We start from the raw sequence: 21,737 nt of genomic DNA on the forward strand, positions 1-21,737 counted from the left end.
GCGTGAATGCCACGTGCTCGGTTTCCAGGAAATGGGCGCAGAACGCCTGTGCGTCATCGGTGAATGCGCTGACATCGGCGTACAGGTAGAACGCACCCTGCGGCTCGACTTCGATGCGGAAGCCCAGCTCACGCAGCGCGGGCAGCAGGAAGTCGCGGCGCTGGCGGAACGCTTCGCGACGCTGTTCGAAGATCGACATCGCTTCGTCGCTGAAACACGCCAGTGCGGCATGCTGGGCGATGCTCGATGCGCTGATGTACAGGTTCTGCGCGAGTTTCTCCAGGTCCGGCACGGCTGCTGGTGGTGCCACCAGCCAGCCCAGCCGCCAACCGGTCATGCCGAAGTATTTGGAGAAGCTGTTCAGCACGAATGCGCTGTCATCCACCTGCAGCACGCTGGGTGCATCCAGGCCATAGGTGAGGCCGTGGTAGATCTCGTCCACCACCAGGTGACCACCGCGCGCGTGCAGGGCCTTCGACAGGGCGGCCAGTTCGTCGGAGGAGAGCACGGTGCCGGTCGGGTTGGCCGGCGAGGCAACCAGCGCGCCGACGCTGTCGGCATTCCAATGCTGTTCCACCAGCGACGGTGTGAGCTGGTAGGCAGTGTCCGGGCCGACCGGCACCAGCTGTGCGCCGCCTTCAACGAGGCGCAGGAAGTGGCGGTTGCACGGATAACCAGGGTCGGCCAGCAGCCAGTGGCGGCCGGGATCGACCAGCAGGCTGCTGGCCAGCAGCAGCGCACCGGAGCCGCCGGGGGTGACCAGGATGCGTTCGGGGTCGATGTCCAGCCCGTAGTGGCTGCGATAGAAGCCGCTGATCGCCTGGCGCAGGGCTGGCAGGCCACGTGCGGCGGTGTAGCGGGTATGGCCGGCGGCCAATGCGGCCTGGCCGGCACGCACGATCGGTTCGGCGGTGGTGAAGTCCGGTTCGCCGATTTCCAGGTGGATCACGTCGTGGCCGGCCTGTTCCAGCGCTTGCGCGCGGGCCAGCAGGGACATCACGTGGAACGGAGCGATTTCATGGCTGCGCCGGCTGTAGCCCGGCGTATGGGGCAGGGTACTCATGCAGCCCATGGTACGCCGCGCACCGGGGTCACGCGCTCTGGTAGTGCCGGCCGCTGGCCGGCAACCGACCCACCCGCAGGCCGTGAGGGTGCCGGCCAGCGGCCGGCACTACCGGCAGGCATGGCCACCATGACGTTCCGCAGGGTTGCCCACCGTCCTTCAGCAACCCAGACTCGGGCGCAAGGACGCCATTGCATTGCCCCTCAAGGAGCCCTATCTCATGAAATCCACCCTCTGCCTGTTGCTTGCCAGCCTGATGACCACCACTGCCACCGCCGCCACTCCGCCCGTTCCGCCGGATGCCGCCAAGCATCCGCATGTGGTCAAGGCGCCGTTCGGCGCGACCCGCAACGATGACTATTACTGGCTGCGCGACGAAAAGCGCGGGAACAAGGACATGCTGGCCTACCTGCAGGCCGAGAATGCCTATGCCGACCAGCTGCTGGCGCCGCTGAAGCCGCTGGAAGACACCCTTTACAAGGAGATCGTCGGCCGTATCAAGCAGGACGATTCCAGCGTGCCGGCGCGTGAGCGTGGCTACTGGTACTACAGCCGCTTCGAAACCGGCCAGGACTACCCGATCCACGCACGCCGCAAGGGCAGCATGGAGGCCGCCGAGGAAATCCTGCTGGACGTCAACGCGATGGCTGCCGGCAAGGGCTATTTCAGCGTCGGCTCGATGGAAGTCAGCCAGGACAACCAGCTGCTGGCCTGGGCCGATGATGATGTCGGCCGCCGCCAGTACACCATCCGCTTCAAGGACCTGGCCACCGGCAAGGTGCTGCCCGATGTGATCACCGGCAGCTCGGGTGACCTGGTCTGGGCCGACGACAACCGCACCGTGCTGTACGTCGAGAACGATCCGGAAACGTTGCTGACCGTGCGCGTGAAGAAGCACGTGCTGGGCACCCCGGCCAGCGCCGACACCATCGTCTACGAAGAGAAGGACGACAGCTTCTACATGGGCATCGGCCGCACCCGCGACGATCGCTTCATCACCATCGGCGTGCACAGCACCGTGTCCTCGGAAGAGCGTTACGCGCCGGCCAGCGACCCGACCCACTTCACTGTGCTGGCGCCGCGCCAGCGCGATGTCGAGTACGACGCCGACCACTACGATGGCCGCTGGGTGATCCGCACCAACGACGGTGCGAAGAACTTCAAGCTGGTCACCGCACCGACCGATGCGACCTCGCGTGCGCAGTGGAAGGACTGGATCGCGCACGACGATGCGGTGTTCATCGAAGGCTTCGAACTGTTCGATGGCTACACCGCCATCGCCGAACGCTCCGAGGGCCTGGAACGCATCCGCCTGCTGTTCAAGGATGGCCGCAGCGACTACGTGAAGGCCGACGAGCCGGCGTACTCGATGGGCCTGGGCGACAACACCGAGGCCGATACGCCCTGGTTGCGCTACGTCTACACCTCGATGACCACCCCCACCACCGTGTTCGAACTGAACACCGCCACCGGGGAGCGCCGCCAGCTGAAGGTGCAGCCGGTGATCGGCTATGACGCGTCGAAGTACGAAACCGACCGCGTCTGGATCACCGCGCGCGATGGCGTGAAGGTGCCGGTGTCGCTGGTCTACCGCAAGGGCTACCAGAAGGATGGCAAGGGCGCGTTGTTCCAGTACGCCTATGGCAGCTACGGCATGTCGATGGACCCGTATTTCAACCAGACCGCGGTGAGCCTGCTCGACCGCGGCGTGGTGTATGCCATCGCCCACATTCGCGGTGGCCAGGAAATGGGCCGCGACTGGTACGAGAACGGCAAGCTGCTGCACAAGCAGAACACCTTCAACGACTTCATCGACGTCACCCGTGGCCTGGTGGCACAGGGCTGGGCGGCGAAGGATCGCGTGGCCGCCTCTGGCGGCAGCGCCGGTGGCCTGCTGATGGGCGCGGTGGCCAACCAGGCGCCGCAGGACTACCGCGTGATGGTGGCCCAGGTGCCGTTCGTCGATGTGGTGACCACCATGCTCGACCCGACCATTCCGTTGACCACCAACGAGTACGACGAGTGGGGCAACCCGGAGCAGAAGCAGTTCTACGACTACATGCTGTCCTACTCGCCCTACGACAACGTCAGCAAGCAGGCCTATCCGGCGCTGTTCGTGGGCACCGGCCTGTGGGATTCGCAGGTGCAGTACTGGGAACCGGCCAAGTGGGTGGCCAAGCTGCGTGACGACAACACCGGCCATTACCCGATCCTGTTCCGCACCAACATGGAAGCCGGCCACGGCGGCAAGTCGGGGCGCTTCCAGCGTTACCGCGAGCTGTCCGAGTCGTACGCATTCGTGCTGCAGCAGCTGGGCATCGCCCAGCCGTGATCGCGACAGGGTGCCGGGCACTGCCTGGCACCCTGAACCGGTATCCTTGCGGCCATGAGCGCGCCAGATCCTTCCGTCCCTCGCGATACCACCACGCCTCCGCGCGTGGTGCGTTTCCGCTGGGCGTGGTGGCTGCTGGCCTATGTCAGCCTCGGCACCGGCATCGTCGGCATCTTCGTACCGGGCCTGCCGACCACCGTATTCATCCTGATTTCGGCCTGGGCCGCCTCGCGTGGCTCCGAGCGCCTGCACAACTGGCTGCTGCAGCATCCACGCTTCGGCCCGGCCATCGCCAACTGGCAGGCACACGGGGCGGTCAGCCGCTACGGGAAGTGGATGGCCACGATCACCATGGCGGTATGCGCCGGCATCATGCTGTGGTGCGTGCCGATTGCCTGGGTGAAGTGGTTCTCGATCGGCAGCATGACCGTGGTGGCGATCTGGCTGTGGACCCGGCCGTTGCCACCGCCGGAAGGCTGAACATGGCCCGCCCCGGGGCGGCCCGTGGGGGTGGGTCAGGGGGGTAGAGTCGACTGTCAGTCGACTATCGCGCGCAGCGCGGGTTTTTCACGGCCGTTGCAGGAGCAGTCGACCAACAGTCGACTCTACCAACCGCTCAGCCGCCAATGGCTATACTCGGGGCATGAAGATCCCCCATCGAAACGCCATCCTGATTCCGCTGGCAGCGGCTTCGCTGCTGTTCCTCGCCGCCTGCGGCAACAAGGGCCCGCTGGTACTGCCGCAGAAGCCGGTGCCGGTGGAAGAAACCGTCGAACCTGTTGCCGAGCCCGCTACCGAAGCGACCCCGGCGCAGACCGAAGGCAGTGGCACCCCGGCCACGACCGTGGAGCCGGCTGCACCGACCACGCAACCGGCGCCTGCGCCTGCGAAGAAGGTGGGCGGCGGGAATGAGTAAGGCCGGTTCCAAGGCCCTGCGCTTCAGCAAGATGCATGGCGCGGGCAATGATTTCGTAGTGATCGACCTGCGTGACGGCACCGCGCCGCCCACGCCTGAACTGGCCGCGCAGCTGGCCGACCGCCACACCGGCGTCGGCTGCGATCAGATCCTGACCATCGAAGCGCCGCGTGCGGAAGGCTCGGTGGCGTCGTACCGCATCTGGAATGCCGACGGCTCCAATTCCGAACAGTGCGGCAATGGCGCGCGCTGCATCGCCGCCTGGCTGGTGCGCGAAGGCAGTGCGCAGGGCGACCGCTTCGTCATCGACAGCCCGCTGGCCAGCCATGAGGTGGAAGTGCTGGGCGATGGCCAGTTCGCGGTGACCATGGGCGTGCCGGCGTTCGAGCCGGCCAACGTGCCGCTGGTGGGTTTCGCCCACGCGCGCGAGGAATACCTGCTGCCGCTGCAGGGCGAAAGCGTGCGTTTTGCTGCGGTGTCGATGGGCAACCCGCATGCGGTGATCGAAGTGGGCCTGATCGATGCTGCACCGGTCGAGCGCGTCGGTGCGCTGCTGCAGCAGCATGCCTCGTTCCCGCGCTCGGTGAACGTGGGCTTCGCCCAGGTGATGGGCCCGGCGCATGCACGCCTGCGTGTGAATGAACGCGGCGTCGGCGAAACCCTGGCCTGCGGCAGTGGCGCCTGCGCCGCTGCGGTGACCCTGATGCAGCGCGGCCGCCTGCAGCGTGATGCACGCATCAGCCTGCCCGGCGGTGACCTGCGCATCCAGTGGCCGGGCGATGGCCAGCCTGTGGTGATGGCCGGCCCGACCGCATTCGTCTTCGAAGGGGAGTGGATGGCATGACCGAAACCGTCGACAAGCTCGGGGCCCACGAAGTCGCTGCCTGGTTGCGGCGACATCCCGGCTTCCTCAAGCAGTTCCCGGACCTGGCCCTGACCCTGGTGGTGCCGCGTGACGACGGCCCGACCGCGTCGCTGGCCAGCTACCAGCTGGAAGTGCTGCGCGAGAAGAACCGCGAGCTGGCACGACGGTTGGCCGACCTGGGCGCGACTGCCCAGGTCAACGAACGCCTGGCGGTGCGCACGCACCAGCTGACCCTGGCGTTGATGAAGCAGGACAACGCCGCCGACACCCTGCGTGCGATGGCGGCCTCGCTGCAGGAAGATTTCGCCGGCGACCTGGTGCGATTGGTGGTGCACACGCCGGTGGCCGGGCTGGAACAGGCCGACTGGTTGCAGGTGATCGCCGCCGATGATCCGCAGCTCGGCCCGTTCCGCGACTGCCTGAAGGACGGCGAGCCGATCTGCGGCCGCCTGCAGCCGGAAAAGAATGCCGTGCTGTATGGCGTGCGCAGCGAGGAAGTGCAGACCACCGCGCTGCTGCCGTTGCCGGGCGTGGGCCTGATTGCGGTGGGCAGCCACGATCCGAACCGTTTCTATCCGGGCATGGGCACGCTGTTCCTGCGCATGATGGGCGACGCCCTGGTCGCCGGCCTGAAGCGCTTCCCGGGCTGAGCAGGACACGACGATGAGCGCGGTACAGGCCTTCCTGCAGCATCTGCAGGTGGAGCGGCGGATGTCGGCGCATACGCTCGATGCCTACCGCCGTGACCTGGACGCGCTGTCGGTCTGGGCCGAGCCGCGCGGTGTTGCGGTGGAGGCACTCGATGCCGACGCGCTGCGCCAGTTCGTCGCCGATGAGCACCGCCGTGGCCTGTCGGCCAAGAGCCTGCAGCGCCGCTTGTCCGCCTGCCGCAGCTTCTATGCCTGGCTGCTCAAGCACGGCCGCATCGAGGTCAGTCCTGCAGCAACGCTGAAGGCGCCGCGCGCGCCGCGCCGGTTGCCACAGGTCCTCGACGCCGATGAGGCCGTGCAGCTGGTCGAGCTGGAGCCGGAAGGTGAACTCGGCCGCCGTGACCGCGCGCTGCTGGAACTTTTTTATTCTTCCGGCCTGCGCCTGAGCGAAGTCTGCGCGCTGACCTGGCGCGATCTGGATTTCGACAGCGGGCTGGTCAACGTGCTGGGCAAGGGCAATCGGCAGCGCCGCGTGCCGTTCGGCCGGCCGGCGCGCGAAGCGCTGCAGGCGTGGCGCGCCGAAAGTGGCGGTGGTCCGGCCTCACCGGTATTTCCCGGCCGCAACGGACCGATCAGCCAACGCGCGGTGCAGATCCGCATCCGCCAGCTGGCGCAGCGCCAGGGCCTGTTCAAGCACGTGCACCCGCACATGCTGCGGCACAGTTTCGCCAGCCATATCCTGGAATCATCCGGTGATCTGCGCGGCGTGCAGGAGCTGCTGGGCCATGCCGACATCGCCACCACCCAGATCTACACCCATCTGGATTTCCAGCACCTGGCCAAGGTCTACGACGCGGCGCATCCGCGCGCGAAGCGTCGAAGCAGCAGCGAGGGCAGCGGAGAAAGCTGAACGTTGCCCGTGCGGCAGCCGGTCGCGGGTGGCTTGAAGGGCGCAGGGCAGTCCCCACCTCTGGTTCTGTCACCCCGGAGGCATCATGGACCCCAGTCAGAACCCCAACGTTTTCCACGCCACCACCATCGTCTGCGTCCGTCGCGGCGAGCACGTGGCCATTGCCGGCGACGGCCAGGTCACGCTGGGCCACACCGTGATGAAGGGCAATGCGCGCAAGGTGCGCCGCCTCGGTCGTGATGGCCAGGTGCTGGCCGGCTTTGCCGGTGCCGCCGCCGATGCCTTCACCCTGTTCGAGCTGTTCGAGGCCAAGCTGGAAAAGCACGGCCAGTTGCAGCGTGCTGCGGTCGAACTGGCCAAGGATTGGCGCACCGAGCGCCGCCTCGGAAAGCTTGAAGCCCTGTTGGCCGTGGCCGACAAGGAAACCTCGCTGATCATCAGCGGCACCGGCGATGTGATCGAACCGGAGGACGGCATCATCGCCATCGGCTCGGGTGGTTCCTATGCGCTGTCGGCTGCACGCGCGTTGATGGCACACACCGAACTGGATGCGCGCACCATCGCCAGCGAAGCGATCGGCATTGCCGGCGATATCTGCATCTACACCAACCGCAACGTGGTGGTCGAGGAACTCTGAGGGTCGCGCCGGCTGCTGGCCGGCAACCTCATGATCCCCCACACGCGTGCCTGGTTGCCGGCCAGCGGCCGGCGCGACCGACAACGAATTCGTGAGCACATCCATGTCGAAGATCGAAGTTTCCTCCGCCACCATGACCCCGCGCGAGATCGTGCAGGAACTGGACCGGCATATCGTGGGCCAGCACGACGCCAAGCGCGCGGTGGCCATCGCCCTGCGCAACCGCTGGCGCCGCATGCAGCTGGTGCCTGAGCTGCGCAATGAAGTGATGCCGAAGAACATCCTGATGATCGGCCCGACCGGCGTCGGCAAGACCGAGATCGCGCGTCGCCTGGCCACGCTGGCCAACGCGCCGTTCGTGAAGGTCGAAGCCACCCGCTTCACCGAAGTCGGATACGTCGGCAAGGACGTCGAGCAGATCATCCGCGACCTGGCCGATACCGCAGTGAAGCTGTACCGCGAACAGGCCAAGGTGCGCGTGCGTACCCAGGCCGAGGAACGCGCCGAAGACCGCATCCTCGATGCGCTGCTGCCGCGCCGCAGCGGTGGCATCGGCTTCGATCCGGAAGTCGCCCGCAACGAACCGTCGGCGCAGGACAACGAGACCCGCATCAAGTTCCGCAAGATGCTGCGCAACGGTGAGCTGGACGAGCGCGAGATCGAACTCGACCTGGCCGCCAATGTCAGCATGGACATCATGACCCCGCCGGGCATGGAGGAAATGGGCCAGCAGCTGAAGTCGATGTTCGCCAACCTTGGCGGCGGCGCGAAGGCGCACAAGCGCACGCTGACCATCAAGGCCGCGCGACCGCTGCTGATCGAGGAAGAGGCCGGCAAGCTGGTCAACGAGGACGATATCCGCACTGCGGCGATCGAGGCCTGCGAGCAGCACGGCATCGTCTTCATCGACGAGATCGACAAGGTCGCCAAGCGTGGCGATAACGTGGGCGGCGGCGATGTCTCCCGCGAAGGCGTGCAGCGCGACCTGCTGCCGCTGGTGGAAGGCTCCAACGTGTCCACCAAGTACGGCACGATCAAGACCGACCACATCCTGTTCATTGCATCCGGTGCGTTCCACCTGGCCAAGCCCAGCGATCTGATTCCGGAGCTGCAGGGTCGCTTCCCGATCCGCGTTGAACTGGGTGCGCTGAGCAAGGGTGATTTCGTGCGCATCCTGACCGAGCCGAAGGCCGCGCTGACCAAGCAGTACGAGGCGCTGCTGGCTACCGAGGGCGTCAAGGTCAGCTTCACCGCCGACGCCATCGAGCGCCTGGCCGAAATCGCCTTCCAGGTGAACGAGCGCCAGGAGAACATCGGTGCCCGTCGCCTGCATACGGTGCTGGAGCGCCTGCTGGATTCGCTCAGCTACGAGGCACCGGACCGCGATGGCGAAAGCCTGGCGATCGACAGCGCCTACGTCGACAAGCACCTGGGTGAGCTGGTGCAGGACCCGGACCTGAGCCGCTACATCCTGTAATGCCCGTTGGGGTCGGACCCCTCGCCCCAGCGAGGGCTCTGACCCCGCCCGCTGCAACAGAAAGGGCCGCCGCAGGGCGGCCATTTTCTTGTGCGGTCAGCGCGACTGCCGGGTGCGGTAGTCCCGCAGCACCTGGTCGATCACCGCACTGGTGCGGGCGGCGCTGATGCCGGTCGAGGGCGAACGGCCGTTGCCGCGCAGCTCGTCCACGAGGGAGGCGATCAATGGCTGCTGGACCGATGGCGGGTTCGGGATGTCGAATGCCTGCATGCCCGCTTCGGTCTCCAGAACCACTGGAACGTCCTCGAAGGTGGCAAAGCGCAGCTGCCCGCGGTCGCCGGTGATCTCGACCTCATCCTGGCGGCGGAACGCGCAGAAGCTCCATTGCGCGATGCCGTGCGCCCCGCTGCCGGTACGGAAGCACATCGAGACACTGTCCTCGGCGGCGTAGGCGCCGGTCAGCGAACTGGCCAGGCCACGCACGTCGCTCAGCGGCCCCAATAGATGGTCGAGCAGGTCCAGGGTATGCGAGCCCAGATCGACGAACAGGCCGCCGCCGGCGATCGACGGATTGGTCCGCCAGAAGTCCGGCGAGGCGGCATTCGCCGAATGCGGCCGATGCAGGGTAGCGCGCACGCTGCGCGGCGTTCCGATCGCGCCGTTGTCCAGCAGCTGCTTCACCTGTGCGAAGCGGGGCAGGGCACGGCGGTAGTAGGCCACGAACACGGGCACGCCGCTGCGGGCGCTGGCCGTGATGATGCGCTGGCACTCGTCGTGGTCCATGGCCATCGGCTTTTCGATGTAGACCGGCTTGCCCGCGGCGATCGCCTGCAGCGCGTATTGCATGTGCGTCGAGGGCGGCGTTGCGACGTAGACCGCGTTCACTTCCGGATCGGCGATGAGTGCGTCGGCGTCCGCGTACCAGCGCGGAATCGCGTGGCGCCGCGCATAATCCTCGGCCAATGCCGCATTGCGGCGCATGACCGCTGCCACCCGTGAGCCGGGTGTGCTGGCCAGGGCGGGGCCGCTCTTCTTCTCGGTGACGCTGCCACAGCCGATGAAGCCCCACATCACGTTGTCCAGGATCACGGGGCTGTCCTCAGATGGGCGCGGCGGTGGCGGCAGCAGCGCCACTCACGCTTCGGGCAGCGGCTCGGGCACAGTGCCCGGCACGAACACGCCGTCCTTCACGTAGGCGGCCAGGGTCATGTCCAGTGCGAGCATGCCGTCGCGCTTGAGGTCCATCAGGTCCGGTTCGACCATCGCGCCGTGCAGCACGCCCAGCACGGTGGCGTGCAGCATGCGTGCGGCGATCTTGGGGTCGGCACCCTCGCGCAGCTGGCCCAGGTCGCGGGCGCGGCGCAGGGCGCGCTCCATCCGGTCCAGCGCATCACGGAAGCCGGCCTGCTGCATTTCGGTCAGTACCCGGGTGTCGGCCGAGGCATCACTGCGCAGCATGATCTCCATGGTCTTGCGCAGGCGCTCGTCCTCGGACAGTTCGATGAACGAGTGGATCATCACCGCGCGCAGGTCGTGCACGGGGGTGTCGCGCTGGTCGGTCGAGGTGCGCTCCAGTTCCTGCATGAAGGGCAGGTGCACCCGTTCGACGATCGCGGCCAGCACCTCGCTCTTGTTCTTGAAGTGCCAGTAGACCGCGCCACGGGTATAGCCGGCGCGGGCGCCGATCATCTCCAGCGTGGTACGGGCCACGCCGTGTTCATGGAAGCAGGCTTCGGCGGCGTCAAGGATGCCTTCCCGGGTTGCCTGGGTGTCCTCTTTGGTCTTGCGGGCCATGGGTAGTTACGAGTGCGGGTGAAACGTGGCTGAATTGTACCGGTTTACAAACAAACAAGCATGTATGTATATTTCGCTCCCATCATTCCCGTCGTGTGCGTGGCAGGCCGGTCCGGCTCCCGCTCCACCCGGGTGGGCGCTGTTCTCACGGTCTTCACCTTTACCGGTCGAAGGGTCCGCCGTATCAGCGCCGGCTGAGATCCTTTCCTTCAAGAGCCTTTCCGTCATGTTGCTGAGCCGAATCCGACCCTTTGCACTGTCGCTGGCCATCGCCGCAGCCGTGGCTGCCTGCGGCGGCCAACCCCAGGCCCCCGAGCAGGGCCCGGGTGACGTCACCGTGGTCACGCTGAAGTCCGAGACCGTGGGCCTGACCCGCGAATTGCCGGGCCGTACCAACGCCTTCCTGGTCGCCGAAGTGCGCCCGCAGGTCAACGGCATCGTTGCCAAGCGCCTGTTCACCGAAGGCGGCATGGTCAAGGCCGGCGAGCCGCTCTACCAGATCGAGGACGCCAGCTACCGCGCCCAGGCCAACAGCGCCCGCGCCCAGCTGGCCCGCGCCGAAGCCACGGCCAACGCCGCGCGCCTGAGCGCCAAGCGCATCACCGAGCTGGCCAAGGTCGACGCGGTCAGCCAGCAGGACCTGGAAAACGCCGTGGCCGCGCAGAAGCAGGCCGAGGCCGATGTCGGTGCCGCCAGGGCCTCGCTGGACGCGGCCAACGTCACCCTCGGCTATGCCCGCATCACCGCGCCGATCAGCGGCCGCATCGGCAAGTCCAGCGTTACCCAGGGTGCGCTGGTCAGCGCCGGCCAGGCCAATGCACTGGCCACCGTGCAGCAGCTGGATCCGATCTACGTCGACCTGACCCAGTCCTCGGCCGAGCTGCTGCAGCTGCGCCGCGAACTGGCTGCCGGCCGCCTGCAGGACAACCAGACGCTGCCGGTCAGCATCCTGATGGAAGACGGCAGCACCTTCGAGCACAAGGGCACGCTGGAGTTCTCTGAAGTGAGCGTCGATCCAGCCACCGGCAGCTTCGGCCTGCGCGTGAAGGTGGACAACCCGGACGGCCTGCTGATGCCGGGCACCTACGTGCGCGCGGTGATCGGCGGCGGCGTGCGCAGCGATGCGGTGCTGGTACCGATGCAGGGCATCGCTCGCGATCCGAAGGGCGACACGACCGCGATGGTGGTCGGCAAGGACAACAAGGTCGAAGTGCGCCCGGTCAAGGTCAGCCGCACGGTCGGCGACAAGTGGCTGGTCGAGGACGGCCTGAAGGCCGGCGACAAGGTCATCGTCGAAGGCCTGCAGAAGATCGGCCCCGGCATGCCGGTCAAGGCCACCGAGAAGGGCGCTGCTCCGGCCAAGCCGGCAGCGGCCGCCCAGCCTGCCGCCCCGGCCGGCGACGCGAAGTAAGCGGAGAACCCCATGGCACGCTTTTTCATCGATCGACCCATCTTCGCGTGGGTGATCGCCATCATCATCATGCTCGCCGGCGGCCTGGCCCTGTTCAAGCTGCCGGTCTCGATGTACCCCAACGTCGCACCGCCGGCGGTGGAAATCAGCGCCACCTACCCGGGTGCATCGGCCAAGGTGGTCGAGGACTCGGTGACGCAGATCATCGAGCAGAACATGAAGGGCCTTGATGGCCTGATCTACTTCTCCTCCAACAGCTCGTCCAACGGCCAGGCCACCATCACCCTGACCTTCGAGAGCGGCACCAACCCGGACATCGCCCAGGTGCAGGTGCAGAACAAGCTGCAGCTGGCCATGCCGCTGCTGCCGCAGGAAGTTCAGCGGCAGGGCATCAACGTGGCCAAGTCCAGCTCGGGCTTCCTGAACGTCATCGCGTTCGTGTCCGAGAACGGCAGCATGGATGCCAACGACATCGCCGACTACGTCGGTTCCAATGTCGTCGATCGCCTGAGCCGCGTGCCGGGCGTGGGCAACATCCAGGTGTTCGGTGGCAAGTACGCCATGCGCATCTGGCTGGATCCGAACAAGCTGCATACCTATGGCCTGTCGGTTGCGGAAGTGACCGCAGCGATCAAGGCACAGAACGCGCAGGTGGCCATCGGCCAGCTTGGCGGTGCACCGTCGATCAAGGGCCAGCAGCTCAACGCCACCATCAACGCGCAGTCGCGCCTGCAGACCCCGGAACAGTTCCGCAACATCATCGTGCGCGGTGCGCAGGACGGTGCCGAGCTGCGCCTGGGGGATGTCGCCCGCGTCGAGCTGGGTGCCGAGTCCTACGACTTCGTCACCCGCTACAACGGCCAGCCGGCCAGCGGCCTGGCGGTGACCCTGGCCACCGGCGCCAACGCGCTGGATACCGCTGCTGGTGTGAATGCCGCGCTGGAAGACATGAAGAGCTTCTTCCCGGCCGGGCTGAAGGCCGAGGTTCCGTACGACACCACCCCGTTCGTGCGCGTGTCGATCAAGGGCGTGGTGCAGACCCTGATCGAAGCGATCGTGCTGGTGTTCGTGGTGATGTACCTGTTCCTGCAGAACTTCCGCGCCACCCTGATCCCGACCATCGCCGTGCCGGTGGTGCTGCTGGGTACCTTCGGCGTGCTGGCCATGCTCGGCTTCTCGGTGAACATGCTGACCATGTTCGCGATGGTGCTTGCGATCGGCCTGCTGGTGGACGATGCCATCGTGGTGGTGGAGAACGTCGAGCGCATCATGTCCGAGGAAGGACTGTCGCCGCTCGAGGCGACCCGCAAGTCGATGGGCCAGATCACCGGCGCGCTGGTGGGCATCGGCCTGGTGCTGTCGGCGGTGTTCGTGCCGATGGCCTTCATGAGTGGCTCCACCGGCGTGATCTACCGCCAGTTCTCGGCCACGATCGTCTCGGCGATGGCATTGTCGGTGCTGGTCGCGATCGTGCTGACCCCGGCGCTGTGCGCGACCATGCTCAAGCCGCTGAAGAAAGGTGAGCACCACGTCGCCCACCGCGGCCTGGCCGGTCGCTTCTTCAATGGCTTCAACCGTGGATTCGACCGCACCAGCGAAAGCTACCAGCGTGGCGTGCGCGGCATCATCCATCGCCCGTGGCGCTTCATGGGCATCGTGGCGGCGCTGTTCGTGCTGATGGGCGTGTTGTTCGTGCGCCTGCCCAGCTCATTCCTGCCCAACGAAGACCAGGGCGTGTTGATGGCGCTGGTGCAGGCCCCGGTGGGTGCCACCCAGGAACGTACGCTGGAATCGATCGCGGCGCTGGAAAACCACTTCCTGCAGAACGAGAAGGATGCGGTGGACTCGGTGTTCTCGGTGCAGGGCTTCAGCTTCGCCGGCATGGGCCAGAACGCCGGCATGGCATTCGTCAAGCTGAAGGACTGGAGCGAGCGTGACGCCAACAATGGTGTGATGCCGATCACCGGACGCGCGATGGCGGCCCTGGGCCAGATCAAGGATGCCTTCATCTTCGCCTTCCCGCCGCCGGCCATCCCGGAACTGGGCACCGCCTCGGGCTATACCTTCTTCCTGAAGGACAACAGCGGCCAGGGCCACGAGGCACTGGTGGCCGCGCGCAACCAGCTGCTCGGCCTCGCCGCCGGCAGCAAGAAGCTGGCCAACGTGCGCCCGAACGGCCAGGAGGACACGCCGCAGTTCCGCATCGACATCGACGCGGCCAAGGCGACCTCGCTGGGGCTGTCGATCGACCAGATCAACGGCACGCTGGCCGCCGCGTGGGGCAGCTCGTACATCGACGACTTCGTCGATCGTGGCCGCGTCAAGCGTGTGTTCGTGCAGGCCGACCAGCCGTTCCGCATGGTGCCGGAGGACTTCGATCTCTGGTCCGTGAAGAACGACAAGGGTGAAATGGTGCCGTTCAGCGCCTTCGCTACCAAGCACTGGGATTACGGTTCGCCGCGCCTGGAACGCTACAACGGTGTGTCGGCCATGGAAATCCAGGGCGAACCGGCCCCGGGTGTCGCCTCCGGCGATGCCATGGCCGAGATCGAGCAGCTGGCCAAGCAGCTGCCGGCGGGCTTCGGCATCGAGTGGACGGCGATGTCGTACCAGGAGCGCCAGGCTGGCTCGCAGACGCCACTGCTGTACACGCTCTCGCTGATGATCGTATTCCTGTGCCTGGCCGCGATGTACGAAAGCTGGAGCGTGCCGACCGCAGTGCTGCTGGCGGCCCCGCTGGGCATCCTCGGCGCGGTGCTGGCCAATACCTTCAAGGGCCTGGAACGCGATATCTACTTCCAGGTGGCGATGCTGACCACGGTGGGCCTGACCAGCAAGAACGCGATCCTGATCGTGGAGTTCGCCAAGGAGAACCTGGAGAAGGGCGCAGGCCTGATCGAATCGATCATGCATGCCGTGCGCGACCGCCTGCGCCCGATCGTGATGACCTCGCTGGCCTTCGGCATGGGCGTGGTACCGCTGGCGATCTCCACCGGTGCCGGTTCCGGGGCCAAGCAGGCGATCGGCACCGGCGTGCTCGGCGGCATGATCGTCGGCACCGTGCTCGGTGTGTTCTTCGTGCCGCTGTTCTTCGTGGTGGTGCAGCGCGTGTTCAAGCGCAAATCCACGACGTGACCTGAAACGGTCATGCCGGCCTCAGGCTGGCGTTGTCGAAACGGTAGTGCCGGCCGCTGGCCGGCATGACCTCCTGCCATCCGGCAGTACCGATGGAAGTCATTCCCATGAAAAGTGCATCCCTGTTCCTTTCCATTGCCGCTGTGCTCGCGCTCGCCGGCTGCTCCACCCTGGTGCCGAAGAACACCGCTGTCGCCCCGGCGATCCCGGCGCAGTGGCCGGCCGAGGCCGCGCAGGGCGAGGTGGCCGATGTCGCCGCCGTCGGCTGGCGCGACTTCTTCACCGATCCACGCCTGCAGCAGGTGATCGAGCAGTCGCTGCAGAACAACCGCGACCTGCGCGTGGCCGTGCTCAATGTAGAGCGCGCGCGCGGCCAGTACCGTGTGCAGCGCGCTGATCGCGTGCCCGGCGTGGCCGTTACCGGCCAGATGCAGCGCCAGGGCACCGACGCCGGTGTCAACGAACAGTTCACCGCCGGTGTCGGCGTGGCCGAGTTCGAGCTGGATCTGTTCGGCCGCGTGCGCAATCTCAGTGAAGCCGCGCTGCAGCAGTACTTCGCCGTCGCCGCCAACCGCCGCAACGCGCAGTTGAGCCTGGTGGCCGAGACGGCCACCGCATGGCTGACCTACGGTGCCGATGCGCAGCGGCTGAAGATCGCCGATGCCACGCTGAAGACCTACGAGGATTCGCTGCGCCTGGCCGAGGCCCGCCACGAACGTGGTGGCAGTTCGGCGCTGGAGCTGACCCAGACCCGTACCCTGGTCGAGACCGCGCGTACGGACGCCGCACGCCTGCGTGGCCAGCTGGCCCAGGACCGCAACGCGCTGGCGCTGCTGGCCGGTGGCCAGCTGGATCCGGCGCTGCTGCCGGACAGCATCGAGCCGCAGCTGCTTGCACTGGCACCGCCGCCGGCCGGCCTGCCCAGCGACGTGCTGCTGCAGCGCCCGGACATCATGGCCGCCGAACACCAGCTGCTGGCGGCCAACGCCAATATCGGTGCGGCACGCGCGGCATTCTTCCCGAGCATCTCGCTGACCGGCAGCATCGGCAGTGGTTCGAGCGAACTGTCCAACCTGTTCGACAGCGGTACGCGCGTGTGGAGCTTCCTGCCGAAGATCACGCTGCCGATCTTCCAGGGCGGCAAGCTGCGCGCCAACCTGGCCATCGCCAACGCCGATCGTGATATCGCTCTGGCGCAGTACGAGAAGTCGATCCAGGTGGGTTTCCGCGAAACCGCCGATGCGCTGGCGTTGAATGTCAGCCTGGACGAGCAGGTGAGTTCACAGCAGCGCCTGGTGGAAGCGGCCGAACAGGCCAACCGCCTGTCGCAGGCGCGCTACGACGCGGGCCTGGACAGCTTCGTGACCCTGCTTGATGCGCGGCGTACGGCCTACAACGCACAGCAGACCCAGCTGCAGGCGCAGCTGGCGCAGCAGGCCAACCGCATCACCCTGTACAAGGTGCTGGGCGGTGGCTGGCACGAGCGCAGCTGAAGGACAGCCGGCCAGCGGCCGGCTCTACCTTGATGATCGATGGTAGTGCCGGCCGCTGGCAGGCATTGTCATTCCGGGGCCCGCTAAACCGCTTCATCGTCGCGCCGCGCTGCATGGCAGGCGCGCACCCGCGCGAGCGCATCGCCGGCTTCGCGCGCCATCTGCTCGTACTCGGCGCGGATCTCTTCCAGGCGCGCTTCGTCAAGTTCTTCCAGATCCAACAGTTCGTTGTTGGCTTCGGCCGTCGCCCGGATCAGCTCGTCCAGCTTGATCTGCATCGCGGCGGTGTCCGCGTTCTGCGTGTGCTGGATCAGGAACACCATCAGGAAGGTGATGATGGTGGTGCCGGTGTTGATCACCAGCTGCCAGGTGTCGTTGAAACCGAACACCGGGCCACTGATGCCCCAGATCACCACGATCGCTACTGCAGCCAGGAAGGTCCACGGAGAGCCGGTGGCGGCCGCGGCCTTCTTGGCGATCGTATTGAACAGGTTTCGTACTTTCATCGTCGTCATCCCACTCAGGTGACGAGGATGATCGGCAGTGGCCCGTGCAGGCGCCGTGCAGCGGCGGTCAGGCGCGCATGCGCTGCAGCCGCGGTGCCTGCAGGCTGCGCACCGGACTGCTCTGGTAGACGTGCTGCCAGCAACGGTCGACGAATTCTCGGGCCTGGGCTTCACTCAGTCGCGGCATGATCTGCAGGGCGTACTGGGTCTGGAACATCTCGTCACGTTCGGCCTCGCTGGCGCGCGGCTGGGTGATCAGCGAATCGCAGGCAAACTTGATCCACGGCACGTACGAGCCGAACGAGTTGTGCGGCAGTGCGCCTTCGGCATGTTGGCGGCGCCAGTGATCCAGCTCGGCGTCAACGTTGATGACCGGAGGAATGGTGGGGACTTCAGCGTGCATGACAATCCAGTTCGGTTGAGTGGAAAGGGAGTGGGGGTTCATCGGAGTGTGGCGTATGTGGCGGTGCATGCCGCGTCAGCGCGATGTGGAGCTGGCGTTGGCATGTCCAATCAACTGCGCGTGCTCGACGGCACCGAGATCTTCGGCCAGGGTGGCCATCGCGTTGCACAGGCGCTCGTGGTCGAGCGGATGGCGACGGACCAGCTCCAGTTGCATGCGCTGGTAGGCGGTCCAGAACAACGCGCCGCGCCGGTGCAGTGCATATTGCCGCTGCAGGCGTTCGCGGATCGGGTCGAGGATCGAGTCTGGTGCAGGTCGTACGGCGTGCGCGCACATGGCTGGCTCCGCCGGGGAAAGAAGTCCCGGTAACCCCACCCTAGGCGCGGCAGCCGGGCGGGGTGTTATCGCAGCGTGTGCACGTTGCGCAGCTGACTGTGCACTGGTTCACGGCAATGGCCGCAAACGCTGCCGGCACTAGGGCGTGCCGGCACTGAAGCGTTCATTAAACGGGTTCAACAGGACACTGCGTGGTGATCATTCACCGATGTCTTCATTCCAGATCTCCGGGTGCTGCGCAATGAAGCCGCCCAGCAGGTCCACGCACTCCTGGCTGTCCAGGTCGACCACGTTGACGCCATTTTCCCGCAACCAGTCGATGCCGCCCTGGAAGGTGCGCGATTCGCCCACCACCACGGTGCCGATGTTGAACTGGCGCACCAGGCCCGAGCAGTACCAGCACGGTGCCAGGGTGGTGACCATGATCGTGTCCTGGTAACGGCGCTGGCGGCCGGCCTTGCGGAACGCATCGGTCTCGCCGTGCACCGACGGGTCGCCTTCCTGCACGCGGCGGTTGTGGCCGCAGCCAAGCAGGCGGCCGTCGTTGTGGTACAGGGCCGCGCCGATCGGCACGCCGCCCTCGGCCAGGCCTTGGCGGGCTTCGGCGATGGCGGTCTGCAGCAGGGCCTGGTAGTCGGGCGTGGTGATCATGCGGGGCTCCGGTAAGTCGTGGCCCGCCATGATACGGGCAGGGGGTGCCGCTGGACCCCGGCGGTGCGATAATCGGGGCCATGAGCGAATCCCCCTACAAAGCCGGTACCACCCATTTCGGGTTCCGCGACGTCGCCGCCAAGGACAAGCAGAAGCTGGTCGGCCAGGTGTTCACCTCGGTCGCGCGCAACTACGACCTGATGAACGACCTGATGAGCCTGGGCGTGCACCGGGCGTGGAAGCGCTACTACGTGGCCACCGCGCAGGTGAAGCCGGGCGACCGCGTGCTCGATCTGGCGGGCGGCACCGGCGACATCGCCGCCCTGCTGAAGGAGCGCGTCGGCGCCGAGGGCTCGGTGGTGCTGGGCGACATCAACGCCGGCATGCTGTCGGTCGGCCGTGACCGCCTGACCAACCGCGGCCTGGTGCTGGGCCTGGACTACGTGCAGTGCAACGCCGAGGCCCTGCCGTTCCCGGACAACAGCTTCGACCTGGTCACCATCGCCTTCGGCCTGCGCAACGTCACCGACAAGGACGCTGGCCTGCGCGAGATGTACCGCGTGCTGAAGGTGGGCGGCCAGGCCCGCGTGCTGGAGTTCTCCGAAGTCACCGCGGACTGGTTCAAGCCGATCTACGACTTCCACTCGTTCAAGATCCTGCCGAAGCTGGGCAAGCTGTTCGCCAACGATTCGGACAGCTACCAGTACCTGGCCGAGAGCATCCGCAAGCACCCGCCGCAGGACGAACTGAAGGCGATGATGGCGCAGGCCGGCTTCGAGCGCTGCCACTACAAGAACCTGACCGGCGGCATCGTCTCGATCCACTCCGGCTACAAGCTGTAAGCCCCGCTCTGGTGGGTGCCAACCGTGGTTGGTACTGGCCCGCTGCGGTGATCCGCTCTGGTGGGTGCCGACCTTGGTCGGCGCGGGCCTGCTGCATGCGTTGATGGGTCCGTGCCAACCAAGGTTGGTACCTGCCTGTAGATGCCAACCTTGGTTGGCATGCGCCCGAGGCGCAGGATCGGCTTGCCTGCCATTACCCCGCACCGCGCAACGCCTGCGCGGCCGGAGGGAGTTACCATTGGGGTTTGATCCCCGTAACGGTCCCGATTCATGCGTAATCCGCTGATGCTCCTTCCGCTGGCCGTGGCCCTGGCCGCCGGCTGCTCCCAGGAGGCGGCCGCGCCCGCCGCCCCCCCCGCTGCCGCAAAGGCCCCTGCCGCCCCCGTGAACGCCGAGAACCGCAGCCACGACGAAAGCTCGTACGCCGAGCCGGACAAGGTCGTCATCAAGGACATCGCGCTGGATCTGAAGCTGGACTTCGACCAGAAGCAGATCGGCGGCACCGCCACCTACACCCTGGAATGGAAGCAGAAGGACGCCAGGCAGCTGGTGCTCGACACCCGCGAGCTGACCGTGTCCAAGGTCGAGGCCGTCGCCGCCGATGGCGCGCGCAGCCCGCTGAAGTTCGAGCTGGCCGCCGCTGACAAGGTGTTCGGCAGCAAGCTGACCATCGAGGCCCCGGAACAGCCGGCCAAGGTGGAAGTGAGCTACCACACCGCACCGACCGCCTCGGGCCTGCAGTGGCTGGCGCCGTCGATGACCGAGGGCAAGAAGCTGCCCTTCATGTTCAGCCAGTCGCAGGCCATCCACGCCCGTTCGTGGGTGCCGCTGCAGGACACCCCGAGCGTGCGTTTCACCTACAGCGCGCACGTGGTCTCGCGCCCGGACGTGATGGTGCTGATGAGCGCCGACAACGATCCGAAGGCCGCGCGTGACGGTGACTACACCTTCAAGATGCCGCAGCCGATTCCGTCCTACCTGCTGGCCATCGCCGCCGGCGACCTGGTGTTCGAGCCGATCTCCGGCCGCTCCGGCGTCTGGGCCGAGCCGACCATGGTCAACAAGGCCGCCAAGGAATTCGAGGACACCGAGAAGATGATCGGTGCCGCCGAGAAGCTGTACGGCGAATACCGCTGGGGCCGCTACGACATGCTGGTGCTGCCGCCGTCGTTCCCGTTCGGCGGCATGGAGAACCCGCGCCTGACCTTCGCCACCCCGACCGTGATCGTCGGCGACAAGTCGCTGGTCTCGCTGGTCGCCCATGAACTGGCGCACAGCTGGTCGGGCAACCTGGTGACCAACGCCAGCTGGAAGGACATCTGGCTCAATGAAGGCTTCACTACCTACGTCCAGGGCCGCATCACCGAAGCCCTGTACGGCAAGGAGATGGCCGAGATGGAGAAGCAGATCGACCAGACCGACCTGCTGGCCGAAGTGAAGGACATGAGCCCGGCCGACCAGGCGCTGGCGCTGCCGCCGCTGAACGAGCGCGACCCCGACGAAGCGCTCAGCCAGGTCGCCTACGTCAAGGGTGCATGGTTCCTGGAGTTCCTGGAGCAGCGCTTCGGCCGCGAGACCTTCGATCCGTTCCTGCGCGGCTGGTTCGATGACCATGCTTTCCAGAGCGCGAACACCGACCAGTTCGTCGACTACATGAAGAAGAACCTGCTGCCGAAGAATCCGTCGGCAGTGACCGAGGCCGAACTGAAGGCATGGCTGGACGAGCCGGGTATCCCGGCGTTCGCGGCCAAGGCGCAGTCGCGCAACTTCAGCAGCGTCGATACCGCGCGCATCGCATTCGCCAGCGCCGGCACCGTGCCCAGCAGCCAGGTCATCGCCGACTGGAGCACCCAGGAATGGGTGCGCTTCATCGACGGCCTCGGTGCGACCCAGCCGCTGGACAAGCTGGCCACGCTGGACAAGGCCTTCCACTTCACCGGCACCCCCAATGGCGAGATCGCCATGCGCTGGTACCCGCTGGCGATCCGCAGCGGCTACGAGCAGGCCAATGAAGGCGCGGCGGCATTCATCGAGCGCGTCGGCCGTCGCAAGCTGATCCTGCCGATCTACGCCGAACTGGTGAAGACCCCGAAGGGTCTGGAACTGGCCAAGCAGGCCTTCGAAAAGGCCAAGCCGGGCTACCACCCGATCACCACCGCCTCGGTCCAGGACATGCTGGCCAAGGCTGAAGCCAAGTAAGCGGTAGTGCCGGCCGCTGGCTGGCAACCGGTCACTGCTTCACCACCAACGGCGGGGAAACCCGCCGTTGGTGTATCCGCTTTTCGCTGCCGATAGAATCGGGATGCACTCGCATAG

The 21,737-nt window shown here is 66.5% G+C and carries 20 protein-coding genes; 13 read left to right on the top strand and 7 right to left on the bottom strand.

Annotated elements, in window-relative coordinates; translation table 11 throughout:
• Positions 1-1,063, bottom strand: a 1,063-nt coding sequence (locus O0K41_RS14420) for a pyridoxal phosphate-dependent aminotransferase (protein WP_308304520.1), incomplete at its 3' end; no start/stop codon positions are given.
• Positions 1,064-1,283: 220 nt separating this feature from the next.
• Between O0K41_RS14420 and O0K41_RS14425 the strand changes: the two genes are divergently transcribed.
• The 8 genes from O0K41_RS14425 (at position 1,284) to hslU (ending at position 8,850) form a co-directional block, all read left to right on the top strand.
• Entirely contained in the window at positions 1,284-3,395 is a 2,112-nt protein-coding gene (locus O0K41_RS14425) for a S9 family peptidase (protein WP_164222977.1), read from the top strand.
• Between the two features lie 54 nt (positions 3,396-3,449).
• Positions 3,450-3,875, top strand: coding sequence for a YbaN family protein (locus tag O0K41_RS14430; protein ID WP_049450421.1), 426 nt, complete (start codon positions 3,450-3,452; stop codon positions 3,873-3,875).
• A gap of 163 nt (positions 3,876-4,038) precedes the next feature.
• Complete coding sequence (locus O0K41_RS14435) at positions 4,039-4,311, top strand: lipoprotein (RefSeq protein ID WP_005411097.1); 273 nt, start codon at positions 4,039-4,041, stop codon at positions 4,309-4,311.
• Complete coding sequence (gene dapF / locus O0K41_RS14440) at positions 4,304-5,155, top strand: diaminopimelate epimerase (RefSeq protein ID WP_033834522.1); 852 nt, start codon at positions 4,304-4,306, stop codon at positions 5,153-5,155. The genes O0K41_RS14435 and dapF overlap by 8 nt, the downstream gene beginning before the upstream one ends.
• Positions 5,152-5,826 carry a DUF484 family protein gene (locus O0K41_RS14445; protein WP_005411095.1) on the top strand — a complete coding sequence of 225 codons (675 nt, stop codon included), beginning with the start codon at positions 5,152-5,154 and terminating at the stop codon, positions 5,824-5,826. The genes dapF and O0K41_RS14445 overlap by 4 nt, the downstream gene beginning before the upstream one ends.
• A 13-nt stretch (positions 5,827-5,839) precedes the next feature.
• On the top strand, positions 5,840-6,736 hold the full coding sequence (gene xerC, locus O0K41_RS14450) for a tyrosine recombinase XerC (protein WP_005411094.1): 897 nt from the start codon (positions 5,840-5,842) through the stop codon (positions 6,734-6,736).
• An 85-nt stretch (positions 6,737-6,821) separates the two neighbouring features.
• Positions 6,822-7,373, top strand: a complete 552-nt coding sequence (gene hslV / locus O0K41_RS14455; protein ID WP_005411093.1) for an ATP-dependent protease subunit HslV — start codon at positions 6,822-6,824, stop codon at positions 7,371-7,373.
• Between the two features lie 103 nt (positions 7,374-7,476).
• Positions 7,477-8,850 (top strand): ATP-dependent protease ATPase subunit HslU, encoded by a 1,374-nt coding sequence (gene hslU, locus O0K41_RS14460; RefSeq protein WP_005414521.1) that lies wholly within the window; start codon positions 7,477-7,479, stop codon positions 8,848-8,850.
• A gap of 96 nt (positions 8,851-8,946) precedes the next feature.
• Here hslU and O0K41_RS14465 read toward each other — a convergent pair whose 3' ends face one another.
• Both O0K41_RS14465 and smeT read right to left on the bottom strand, forming a co-directional pair.
• Entirely contained in the window at positions 8,947-9,939 is a 993-nt protein-coding gene (locus tag O0K41_RS14465; RefSeq protein ID WP_164222070.1) for a Gfo/Idh/MocA family oxidoreductase, read from the bottom strand.
• Positions 9,940-9,984: 45 nt separating this feature from the next.
• The gene (gene smeT / locus O0K41_RS14470; protein ID WP_005411090.1) at positions 9,985-10,644 is read right to left on the bottom strand and encodes an efflux transporter SmeDEF transcriptional repressor SmeT; all 660 of its coding nucleotides are present in this window, start codon (positions 10,642-10,644) and stop codon (positions 9,985-9,987) included.
• A 226-nt stretch (positions 10,645-10,870) separates the two neighbouring features.
• Between smeT and smeD the strand changes: the two genes are divergently transcribed.
• The 3 genes from smeD to smeF all read left to right on the top strand — a co-directional run bounded on the left by smeD (position 10,871) and on the right by smeF (position 16,683).
• Entirely contained in the window at positions 10,871-12,055 is a 1,185-nt protein-coding gene (gene smeD / locus O0K41_RS14475; RefSeq protein ID WP_005411089.1) for a multidrug efflux RND transporter periplasmic adaptor subunit SmeD, read from the top strand.
• Between the two features lie 12 nt (positions 12,056-12,067).
• Positions 12,068-15,190, top strand: coding sequence for a multidrug efflux RND transporter permease subunit SmeE (gene smeE / locus O0K41_RS14480; protein ID WP_005411088.1), 3,123 nt, complete (start codon positions 12,068-12,070; stop codon positions 15,188-15,190).
• 92 nt (positions 15,191-15,282) lie between these two features.
• Positions 15,283-16,683 carry a multidrug efflux RND transporter outer membrane subunit SmeF gene (gene smeF, locus O0K41_RS14485; RefSeq protein WP_152904894.1) on the top strand — a complete coding sequence of 467 codons (1,401 nt, stop codon included), beginning with the start codon at positions 15,283-15,285 and terminating at the stop codon, positions 16,681-16,683.
• 83 nt (positions 16,684-16,766) lie between these two features.
• On the opposite strand, the gene O0K41_RS14490 is transcribed toward smeF, so the two are convergent.
• The 4 genes from O0K41_RS14490 to O0K41_RS14505 form a co-directional block, all read right to left on the bottom strand.
• A complete protein-coding gene (locus O0K41_RS14490) occupies positions 16,767-17,189 on the bottom strand; it encodes a low affinity iron permease family protein (RefSeq protein WP_005411086.1) in 423 nt (140 codons plus the stop codon).
• Positions 17,190-17,256: 67 nt separating this feature from the next.
• Positions 17,257-17,592: a hypothetical protein gene (locus O0K41_RS14495; protein ID WP_005411085.1), complete on the bottom strand. Its 336-nt coding sequence runs from the start codon at positions 17,590-17,592 to the stop codon at positions 17,257-17,259.
• 75 nt (positions 17,593-17,667) lie between these two features.
• Complete coding sequence (locus O0K41_RS14500) at positions 17,668-17,928, bottom strand: hypothetical protein (protein WP_005414515.1); 261 nt, start codon at positions 17,926-17,928, stop codon at positions 17,668-17,670.
• A 198-nt stretch (positions 17,929-18,126) separates the two neighbouring features.
• Positions 18,127-18,579: a nucleoside deaminase gene (locus tag O0K41_RS14505; protein ID WP_099562485.1), complete on the bottom strand. Its 453-nt coding sequence runs from the start codon at positions 18,577-18,579 to the stop codon at positions 18,127-18,129.
• Positions 18,580-18,659: 80 nt separating this feature from the next.
• Here O0K41_RS14505 and ubiE point away from each other — a divergent pair, with 80 nt between their 5' ends.
• Together ubiE and O0K41_RS14515 are read left to right on the top strand one after the other, a co-directional pair.
• Positions 18,660-19,421: a bifunctional demethylmenaquinone methyltransferase/2-methoxy-6-polyprenyl-1,4-benzoquinol methylase UbiE gene (gene ubiE, locus O0K41_RS14510; protein ID WP_019660690.1), complete on the top strand. Its 762-nt coding sequence runs from the start codon at positions 18,660-18,662 to the stop codon at positions 19,419-19,421.
• 270 nt (positions 19,422-19,691) lie between these two features.
• Positions 19,692-21,620, top strand: a complete 1,929-nt coding sequence (locus O0K41_RS14515; RefSeq protein ID WP_308304521.1) for a M1 family metallopeptidase — start codon at positions 19,692-19,694, stop codon at positions 21,618-21,620.
• The last annotated feature ends 117 nt before the right edge of the window (positions 21,621-21,737 follow it).

This window comes from Stenotrophomonas sp. Sm2128 (assembly GCF_030985535.1).
Lineage (GTDB): Bacteria > Pseudomonadota > Gammaproteobacteria > Xanthomonadales > Xanthomonadaceae > Stenotrophomonas > Stenotrophomonas maltophilia.

Bases quoted from the DNA above. Each gene is read 5' to 3' on its own strand.
- smeD (WP_005411089.1), top strand. From the start codon at position 10,871: ATGTTGCTGAGCCGAATCCGACCCTTTGCACTGTCGCTGGCCATCGCC.
- O0K41_RS14495 (WP_005411085.1), bottom strand. From the start codon at position 17,592: ATGCACGCTGAAGTCCCCACCATTCCTCCGGTCATCAACGTTGACGCC.
- O0K41_RS14500 (WP_005414515.1), bottom strand. From the start codon at position 17,928: ATGTGCGCGCACGCCGTACGACCTGCACCAGACTCGATCCTCGACCCG.
- O0K41_RS14435 (WP_005411097.1), top strand. From the start codon at position 4,039: ATGAAGATCCCCCATCGAAACGCCATCCTGATTCCGCTGGCAGCGGCT.
- O0K41_RS14515 (WP_308304521.1), top strand. From the start codon at position 19,692: ATGCGTAATCCGCTGATGCTCCTTCCGCTGGCCGTGGCCCTGGCCGCC.
- O0K41_RS14445 (WP_005411095.1), top strand. From the start codon at position 5,152: ATGACCGAAACCGTCGACAAGCTCGGGGCCCACGAAGTCGCTGCCTGG.
- hslV (WP_005411093.1), top strand. From the start codon at position 6,822: ATGGACCCCAGTCAGAACCCCAACGTTTTCCACGCCACCACCATCGTC.
- smeF (WP_152904894.1), top strand. From the start codon at position 15,283: ATGGAAGTCATTCCCATGAAAAGTGCATCCCTGTTCCTTTCCATTGCC.
- hslU (WP_005414521.1), top strand. From the start codon at position 7,477: ATGTCGAAGATCGAAGTTTCCTCCGCCACCATGACCCCGCGCGAGATC.
- dapF (WP_033834522.1), top strand. From the start codon at position 4,304: ATGAGTAAGGCCGGTTCCAAGGCCCTGCGCTTCAGCAAGATGCATGGC.
- O0K41_RS14425 (WP_164222977.1), top strand. From the start codon at position 1,284: ATGAAATCCACCCTCTGCCTGTTGCTTGCCAGCCTGATGACCACCACT.
- O0K41_RS14430 (WP_049450421.1), top strand. From the start codon at position 3,450: ATGAGCGCGCCAGATCCTTCCGTCCCTCGCGATACCACCACGCCTCCG.
- ubiE (WP_019660690.1), top strand. From the start codon at position 18,660: ATGAGCGAATCCCCCTACAAAGCCGGTACCACCCATTTCGGGTTCCGC.
- O0K41_RS14505 (WP_099562485.1), bottom strand. From the start codon at position 18,579: ATGATCACCACGCCCGACTACCAGGCCCTGCTGCAGACCGCCATCGCC.
- smeT (WP_005411090.1), bottom strand. From the start codon at position 10,644: ATGGCCCGCAAGACCAAAGAGGACACCCAGGCAACCCGGGAAGGCATC.
- O0K41_RS14490 (WP_005411086.1), bottom strand. From the start codon at position 17,189: ATGAAAGTACGAAACCTGTTCAATACGATCGCCAAGAAGGCCGCGGCC.
- xerC (WP_005411094.1), top strand. From the start codon at position 5,840: ATGAGCGCGGTACAGGCCTTCCTGCAGCATCTGCAGGTGGAGCGGCGG.
- smeE (WP_005411088.1), top strand. From the start codon at position 12,068: ATGGCACGCTTTTTCATCGATCGACCCATCTTCGCGTGGGTGATCGCC.